The organism is Draconibacterium orientale (assembly GCF_900111425.1).
Lineage (GTDB): Bacteria > Bacteroidota > Bacteroidia > Bacteroidales > Prolixibacteraceae > Draconibacterium > Draconibacterium orientale.
In genome coordinates, this window is record NZ_FOHT01000062.1 from 1 (window position 1) to 8,433 (window position 8,433).

Consider the following 8,433-nt stretch of genomic DNA (forward strand, 5'->3'; position numbering starts at 1 on the left):
AATGTGCTGTGAAAGTAAATAGGTTCATCTATATCGTTTTAACTACCTTAAAGATAATGAAATAAATCAAATTATGAGTATTTACGGATATTCAAAAAAATATAATGTCGTGGATAGTTTCCAAGGGTTAAAAACCATCAAAGAACTCAAGACTTTTCTTCCTGAAATGGAACATAAATTATTCAGACATCTGAAAGCCGATATTAAAAGGAATGGGATGAATGATCCTATTTTATGCATCAGAACATCAAGTGGTCATCAATTGGTGATTGAAGGACATACGAGATTAAGAGCAGCACTTGAGCTTAAACTGAAGTATTTTCCAACGAAAGAAATTTCAAATGATTTTAAGGATTTGGATGACATCAAGCTGTGGATGATTGAACATCAATTTCAAAGAAGAAATCTTTCAAGTGTTGAAAAACTTACAATCTCCTTCAAATCAAAAGAGACAATTGAAAGACGGGCAAAAGAAAATCTCATGAAAGCTGGAAAGAGCGCTCCTGTAAATGAAAAAATTGATACAAATAGTGAAATAGCAAAGATTGCAGGAGTTTCAAGGTCAACTGCGGTGAGGTATAATAATGTTATAAAAAATGCTTCTGAGAAAGTAAAGCAAAAAATGCTTAAAGGTGAACTTTCAATATCTGGGGCATCCAAAACTATTAAGGAATCGCATAAAAAACAACAAAGGATATCTCCAGAAAATAAAACACCTGAAATCCAGCCACTTATGACTTATGAAGAAGGAATCGAGAGTCTCAGTAAAGGTAAAATTGAAGCATTGGTTACATTGAAAGACCGAAAGCAGATTGACGCTTTTAACTCAAGACAAATCGGAAAATTTGGATTTTATGTGCTGCAAAGTCAATCACATGAGACTTCAGATAAAAGATCCTTGGGTGGGTATGAAGAATTAGTAAGCTATGGCAAATAATGATGTATGTAAATTAATAAGGGTTTAGCTTTAGCTAGCCCCCTTTTTATGCTCACAAATTGGCTCCAATAGATTATTCAAAATATGTATCCGGCACTTGCATACCCCATAATCCTTCTACAGAGTATCAGTGCATAAAATATATTTCTAAAAGTTTTACTAATTCCTAAATCCATACACCCAAAGTATTATAGACATTGATGGTTTGATGGATTTGGGCTAGATGTTGTGGGGCAGAAATATGGTTTAGAATGAAAATGATTTGTAGTAGCCCCTGTTACATCGCTCTAGATAATAAGCTATCAAAAATTGGAAGTACTACTTAACAATAAGATATATTTAACCCAAATTGAAAGATTTAGTTGAAATAATAAACCTCTCGCTCTATCACATATTTTGGAATTGTATTTTCATACTTTATTTGTTTTATCCAATTGCCAATTTTATCAAACTCATAGGAATATGTAATCTTTCGACGAATATCACCATTAACAATCTCACTATCTTCAATTATATTTCCATTTTCATATTTCGTTATTCCTAGAGGATGATCCTTGCTGTGTACATAGTTTTGTGATTCCGATAAATTACCTTTGTCATCGTATGAATAGATAAATCCATTGTAAATATTTCCACTAGAGGAAATCCAATTTTCTTCAGCTAATTTACCGTTATCAAAATACTTATATGTATATATTCCAGAAATTTCACCTTCTTTACTATAGTTTATTTCTTCGATTAATTTATCGTTTTCATCGTAGGTGGATACTCTTTTAAGCTCTAAAGCACCATCTTCATAGTAAGAGTTGAGTTCAACTACTTTATCGCTTTCATAATACTTATATTCTCGCTTTTTTTCTAAATTCCCATTTCCATCGTAGAAGTTGCTTTTCAATATCTTATTATGAGTATATTTATAATTGTATTTTGAATTTATTCTACCATCAGCATTATAACGAATTTCATTGATTAAATCACCACTTTCACTATATGTTGAAATAGTCTTTTCTGTCAGATTACCTTTTGAATTATATTCTAGTTTTTCAATCAAATTTCCTTTTAAATCATATCGATAGATTATTTTAGAACTTAGTTCACTTTTAGTGTATCCGTAACCGGTATTTCGGAAATAGCTTTCCTCAGTTTTCATTCCTTCAATATTAAATTTGATGTAAATATCTTTTTTAGGATATCCTAGAATTGTCATCTCTCTTTCTCTATTACCTCTTTCTATTGTCCCAAATTTATCCACGGCGGTATAAGAAACTTCATAGACTGATTCAACTTGACCTTTTAAGTTCATTAGGGTCAAATCCGTTTTCTTTGGAGTTGTATTACAACTACTCATGGCTAGAATCATTAGGAACATAATTATAAATCTATTTTTCATTTTTTATTGTTTTGTCATTATACGCTGCATATGAAGTATTATTCCAAGATGAATTATGAAACCATAGTCAAATCGGGAAATCTAAAAGGCTATCACGAAGTTATCATATATGATAACCGCTTAATAAAGATAAAACAAAATCTTAGTTGTCAGAAATGATAACTAATGAAAATTGACCTGCTTCAAATAAAAATTGGTAACAGAATCAGAGAATTGAGGGAATCCAAGGGGATTTCCCAACAAAATCTGGCTGCTATCTGCAATTTTGAAAAAGCTAATTTATCTCGCTTGGAAGCTGGTCGTACAAATCCAACAATATCCACCCTGTATAAGATCAGTGAAGCTTTGGAAGTAACATTATCGGATTTGGTTAATGTTTAACCATTAAGGAGGAAGTCCATTCTTTTCAATATCCTGTAGCTTGTTAAAAATAATCCCACACCATTTGGTCAGTTTTTCATCCATGTTGTAATATGAAGTATCTTCCACCGCCTTTTCAATAAGCTCAAAATAATGTTGATACAACCGATCCGGTTTTGCTTTAAACCCCAAAAGTGTAAGAATTTCCTCGCTGATATTTAGGGTATATTGTGTGCAGTCGAATCCTAGTTTTTCCAATGCTAATATTAGTATCTGATTCCTTATCTGTTCTTGAATCAAATGATTTATTAGTTGTTGTTTCTTCATAATTCCGGGAATTAAAATTTGATAATTATTCTTCAATGAATAGATTTTAGCCACTTTCTCTGCGATGGTATAAATCCTACCATCGAATTGAGAAAATGGTTAATTTGTTGGTGTTGGGAACTAAATAGAGATGATGAGAGTCTGGGGTTGGACTAGCCTTTGCTCATTTGATCAAACCTTCACGGCAAAATACCACACCAAATATGCCTTTCCATCAATGATGAATACATCTTGAAGATGGAGGGTCATTTTTACAGCATGAACAATGTATTCTTTACCTTCTACCAAAGGTGGAACATCCACTTTTGCAATCACTGTAAAAGGGCAATGCACCCTTTTTACATGGCCTGTATACAGAACCACTAAAACACTGTCTGTTCCAACGATTTTGAATAACCCGGTGATGTATGCTCTTGCTTTTTGATCTTTCATATACAGGAAATAAAAAAGCCACCTCTTGAAAAGAAGTGGCTGAGTTAATATTAATGAAACTATTTATAAATTTAAGACATCCTCTCAGAGTGTTGAGGTGTTGGCGAAAAACACATTTTCTCTAGTAACTGGTGTATCATCCTATCCCTAGGAGAATGATGCAAAAATAAGGAGTATGTTAATGCTCAGAATGAAGATTTCAGCTCAAGCTCAAGCAAATTGAAAATGTAGCATAAACCAATCATTCAAAAAACCGGGGTCCTTAGTGGAAGATTTAGATGGACGAAGCGATCTTAAATGGATGGTAATAGAATATGATGTAAAGTTGAAAGAATCCGCAGTTGGCGTACCACCGAACCCCGCCCTGCAATATGTACCGTGTTATGCCCTGTGTTTTATTCATTTTTTATCCTATTGTTTTCCCAATTAGTAATGTCAACTTTCTCAATGTCCTGGATTCTTTTGTATTCGTAATATTGATAAGTTGCAACTCCAATTAAAATCCAGAAAATTGTCCCAGTAATTAGGAGAACCAGTCTTTGACGAAATTTTGTCTTATAATTTGATTCCGTTAATTCCGTTAATCCGCTGTCAAAGAATTTGAATAATTCATAAGGTCCGAAAAGGAAGATTTTAATTTTCTCAACGAGTGTATATTTTTCAAATTGATTTCTTTCCTCCTGTTTTTCCCATGCTTTTTTAAATGCGTTTAATTCGTCTTTTTCTGTTTTTATTTTTTTAAATCTTTCCTCAATTTTATTAGTGTCAAAACCATAGTTTACAAGTTTTTCGAATGATTCATTTTCCAGTTCTTCATCATCTGATGTTTTGTAAACTGAAATTAGCCAGTCAACTTCGTCTTTATGTATCTTATTATTTTTCCCCGATAATCTCATCTAATAATATCTCAGAATTTTTAGGTCTGCTTGGCTCATATTTTACTTTGAATCTATGATTTAGAAACTTTTTAGGATTTTCATAAATGACAATCTCGCCAATATATTTAATGGAGTCTACGCGATACTCATAATAAACTGCATTTCCTGAACGAGCTAATACTTCATAATCATAGACAAGTCCAGTTGTAATATCAAAGTTTTTCTCAAGGCGATTTTTGTCGATGAAGTATTTAATTGCAACACTTGCAATTATTAAGAAAAGCAGGGTTATTCCTATGTATTTAATTCTTTCTTTCAAAGTTCTTCGGTCTTTTTAACATTGGGCATAACGGTGGTGGTATGAGGTCGTGGCGGTCAGACGAGAGTCTGACCAGTCCGACCGAAACTGAGGTTGGGACGAGATTCGACTTGTCGAATCCGTACAAACCCAGCCATGCCTTATACCACGTGTTAGCATTAGTATTTTTATTTTTGGTCAAAGTGAAATAATATTATCTCTAGAAAAACTTCTTTATCTTCATCATTCGGTAATCTGTATATATATCCAAAAGAAGATTCCCCTTTGTGATTATTAACTTTTCTGTAATAAGGATGTTTCTTTGCTTCCTCTTTAACTGTTTCTAAGACTTTTGAAAAGTCTTTATTTTGAACAAAAAACAATAAAGCAACCTTTGAATCGCGCCAAGTTAAATATCGGTCAAAAAGTTGATTTATTGCCTGGTGAAATTCAGTTGTACCTTTCCAAAATTTACATTCAGCAACGAATAGATTTGAGTTGTCAGCTGAGTATTTTAATATAATATCAGTTTTTCCATTTTTGTTAAACGTCTCACCAGTTGCGGTTACACCTTCATATCTTGTTTCAAGAATAAATAGGAATTGGTCTCTTAAACCTTCTTCGTCTTTGTTTTTATACAAAGCTGGTTTCTTTTCCATACTTTTCCCGGCATCATATACAACTTTAAGGATACCTGAATACATGTTTTGAGACATTGTTGGAACAGAGGCAAATTCTCTATTCTTGTCAAGTTTTGGTTGTGGAATATCTACTTTTTTGACTGTAGGTACAGAAAATATCGAATCTGTATTTTTGTTAGTTGAGATATTGATTGCAGCAAAAAAATCGTTCTCTTTTAAAAATCTTTCTTTTACTCTTTTGAATTCTACTCTTACTATTCCCTCAACACTGTTATTCCACTCTTTAGCGAAATTATTCACATTTACAACATTTGTAAAAGCCGCGCTAAAGGCTCTTGATTTCTCTGCTTTGAATTTCTCTGCGTCTTGGTCGTAAAGTTTAAATGAAAAAGAAACTGTATTACTATGTTCGTTAACAGATATATCATAGCTTGTCCAAGCCCAAGTGCTAGGTCTTATTTTGAAAAGTACAATTGACCCTGAAAAGGTATATCGAACTGTAAAAATATAGACATCTTGTTCATACTCATAATCCCTAAAGCGACCAGTCATTGTTTCCTTTTTCGTTTTTGGCTGGTCAATTTGCTCGCTCTCTTCATAAATAACTAAAGGAGTAACCTTAAAGTCCTCAATGAGAAAATTAATATAATCCTCTTCCTCAACTCCAAGAATATACTCTTTAGTTTCGCTTTCAATTTTCTTCTTTATTTGCTCTTTCCACTGCTCAATTGCGCTAAAGCTTTCAACTTCACTAAAGGTTTTTATAGTTGAGTTATACATATCAATTTATTATTTGCAGTTTGGTCTTTCAATATTAATGCTAACGGTAAATTATATGTTGTCGTAGCGGATTGCGGGTGATTGTCTGTCCGTGAGGACGAGGACAATCAGGCGGGAATCCGAGCTACGCATACCAAAGAAACCGCTATGCAATATATAAAATGTTAACAGCTGGGTTTAATATTTTTTAATTTATCATATATCTCCTTTAAGTTCAAATTCTCTCTTGAATTGAATTTATAACTTTTCTCATCTCTGATTTTTATTCGTATTTCAAAACTTGGAAAATCAATAATATTTGGGCCATTGCCAGATTCTTTAATAACTGTATTTTTTGAAATACTATCTATATTTTGAATTAAATGTGTCTCAGTTTTAAACTTGAATAAATGTGTTATTATCAATTTGTGTTTATGAAGATATAGTTCTTTTAGACCAAGTAATTTTGTGAAGTTGAAAATAAGTAAGATAAATAAGAGTGAGCATATACTTATTGTTTGCCAATTGAAATTGCGCTCTAATAAAAAAGGCATCATAAAGATTGCAGCTATTACAATGAGCCCAAATCTCATAATTAGTATTGAATTTTTTATTTTACTCCTCATTCGTTAAAGGTCTTTCCAATTTTATTTGCTATGATTAATTCAAATTGAAGTCCTGTACATAACATTGTTCTTCTGTCAAGAAGATACCGTTTTCGTATGCAGCTCTGTGAAGTTTCGGTAATTCCTTAAAACGTTTTAATCTCAGTCGGTTCACTTTTCTAGAGGCCATAAAGTCATAAATTACATCGTACATCATTACAACTTCTATTATGTCACAGTTCTGTTTTAAATTTATGATTGTCCACTCCATGCCAATAAAACTTAAAAGCAACTTATTTGTCTCTGGAGGGATTTCTATCTTGAAATAACCGTTTAAATCAGTTTTTCCTATCAATAAAGTATCACGGTTTTGAATCCAAACACCAGGAAGTTCTTCAAGGTCTTCTGTGATTATCCGTCCATGAATCATTCGATTTTGTCCATTCAGGTTTTGGTTGAAAATTAAAAGCAATAATGCGATGATTGTATATATTTTCATTTTCTTATGTGCACGAATTTTACCTTGCTGTTAACGTTCAATGTATGGTGTCGTAAGGGATTGCGTGCTTCAAACTTATCAAGTTACCACCCAAAATTGATGCGGGTGAAACCGCTCGAAAACCTCTAAAACCCTTATGCACTATACATATTGTTGTGCTTTCGTTATTATTTTACATGTATTTAGTATAATCAATTTTCTCGTTCAAAATTTGATTTTCATCTTTACTCAACAGTCTTGACAATTCACTTTTCGCCTTTTTCCCTTCTTCAACAATCCGTTGCCATTTTTTATCTGCCAGAATTGCTTCCACATCATGGTCTTCATTATTTGGAGAATCATATTTATCTAGCAATCCATGCCATGATTGGATTATTTCAAATTCTCTTTTGGAAATCCATCCTTCATTCAATAAGTCTTTATAATTATTATCAATTACTAAATCGTCAAAGTAGCTGCACATAAATTCTACGAATGACCAGTGAGGATTTGTATTGGATTTGTCAAGCCAAGATTTTCTTTGGAGTTCCAATGAAGTCAATTCATTAATACAGCTTAACCACCTATTTCTCCATAATTCTTTTTGCATTTCGTTTTACTATTTCTTAATTCTTAAAGGCCATTTTTCTGGGTCACTGTCAGTCCTTATTTCAATTGATTCACCGTTAACTTTCATCAGAACAATTTCAGGGCAATTTTCTGGTGTTACAGTCACTTCTTTTTCTAATCTTAGTGAGAGTTCTTTCAGATACTCAATTAGCTTGTTATGGTCTTCAATGTTTTTAAATTCTCTAGGGTCAATATCGTTTTCTAATTCTGTATCGTCAAAAAAGTGAGCATTAACCTGAATATTATCAATATATACTTTCGCAGTTGAAGTTAAATCATGATTGCCATCCCAAAATTCCCGAATCACGTTAATATCAATTTTGTTTTCATCTTTTTCTGCTTTCCCATTATACCACTCAATTCTAAAATTTTGATTTACATACCTAACCCACGCTTCCCAGTCTTCTCGTGAAATATCATGAACATAAATGTCCAACCAACCTCCGTCCCATAGATAAATCTTATTTTTTAATTGATTCCAGTTCATGGTCTCTTTTTTAATGAAGCACAACGGTCACTTGTAAGTTGTCGTTGCGGATTTCGGAGCTCGTTCCTGTCCGGCAGGACGGAACGATGTTGCGAGAATCCAGCGAACGACACCGCACGAACCCCGCAATGCAATTTACAATTTGTTAGTAGCTGGGTTTTATCTTTTCTATTTTCTCCACTCTTTTCTGCCATTATCATTCATTGAAATA

General features: G+C 32.8%; 11 protein-coding genes. 2 read left to right on the forward strand and 9 right to left on the reverse strand.

Annotation, left to right across the window (positions count from 1 at the left end):
* Positions 1-73: 73 nt before the first annotated feature.
* On the forward strand, positions 74-937 hold the full coding sequence (locus BMW53_RS20115) for a ParB/RepB/Spo0J family partition protein (protein ID WP_038562342.1): 864 nt from the start codon (positions 74-76) through the stop codon (positions 935-937).
* Positions 938-1,295: 358 nt separating this feature from the next.
* On the opposite strand, the gene BMW53_RS20120 is transcribed toward BMW53_RS20115, so the two are convergent.
* Entirely contained in the window at positions 1,296-2,327 is a 1,032-nt protein-coding gene (locus tag BMW53_RS20120) for a hypothetical protein (protein WP_074781153.1), read from the reverse strand.
* A 165-nt stretch (positions 2,328-2,492) separates the two neighbouring features.
* Here BMW53_RS20120 and BMW53_RS20125 point away from each other — a divergent pair, with 165 nt between their 5' ends.
* Positions 2,493-2,708: a type II toxin-antitoxin system RelB family anti-toxin gene (locus tag BMW53_RS20125; protein WP_038562348.1), complete on the forward strand. Its 216-nt coding sequence runs from the start codon at positions 2,493-2,495 to the stop codon at positions 2,706-2,708.
* Positions 2,709-2,711: 3 nt separating this feature from the next.
* On the opposite strand, the gene BMW53_RS20130 is transcribed toward BMW53_RS20125, so the two are convergent.
* From BMW53_RS20130 to BMW53_RS20170, 8 genes are all read right to left on the reverse strand, one after another.
* Positions 2,712-3,014: a hypothetical protein gene (locus BMW53_RS20130; RefSeq protein WP_038562351.1), complete on the reverse strand. Its 303-nt coding sequence runs from the start codon at positions 3,012-3,014 to the stop codon at positions 2,712-2,714.
* A 171-nt stretch (positions 3,015-3,185) separates the two neighbouring features.
* Positions 3,186-3,446 carry a hypothetical protein gene (locus BMW53_RS20135; protein ID WP_038562355.1) on the reverse strand — a complete coding sequence of 87 codons (261 nt, stop codon included), beginning with the start codon at positions 3,444-3,446 and terminating at the stop codon, positions 3,186-3,188.
* 395 nt (positions 3,447-3,841) lie between these two features.
* Positions 3,842-4,342: a hypothetical protein gene (locus tag BMW53_RS20140; protein ID WP_038562358.1), complete on the reverse strand. Its 501-nt coding sequence runs from the start codon at positions 4,340-4,342 to the stop codon at positions 3,842-3,844.
* Positions 4,320-4,643 (reverse strand): hypothetical protein, encoded by a 324-nt coding sequence (locus BMW53_RS20145; RefSeq protein WP_038562361.1) that lies wholly within the window; start codon positions 4,641-4,643, stop codon positions 4,320-4,322. The genes BMW53_RS20140 and BMW53_RS20145 overlap by 23 nt, the downstream gene beginning before the upstream one ends.
* Positions 4,644-4,810: 167 nt before the next feature.
* Positions 4,811-6,043, reverse strand: a complete 1,233-nt coding sequence (locus BMW53_RS20150) for a hypothetical protein (protein WP_074781155.1) — start codon at positions 6,041-6,043, stop codon at positions 4,811-4,813.
* A 639-nt stretch (positions 6,044-6,682) separates the two neighbouring features.
* Positions 6,683-7,126 carry a peptidase associated/transthyretin-like domain-containing protein gene (locus BMW53_RS20160; protein WP_139178292.1) on the reverse strand — a complete coding sequence of 148 codons (444 nt, stop codon included), beginning with the start codon at positions 7,124-7,126 and terminating at the stop codon, positions 6,683-6,685.
* 172 nt (positions 7,127-7,298) lie between these two features.
* Positions 7,299-7,715: a hypothetical protein gene (locus tag BMW53_RS20165; protein WP_038562373.1), complete on the reverse strand. Its 417-nt coding sequence runs from the start codon at positions 7,713-7,715 to the stop codon at positions 7,299-7,301.
* Positions 7,716-7,724: 9 nt separating this feature from the next.
* Positions 7,725-8,222 carry a hypothetical protein gene (locus BMW53_RS20170; protein WP_051568049.1) on the reverse strand — a complete coding sequence of 166 codons (498 nt, stop codon included), beginning with the start codon at positions 8,220-8,222 and terminating at the stop codon, positions 7,725-7,727.
* Positions 8,223-8,433 lie beyond the last annotated feature (211 nt).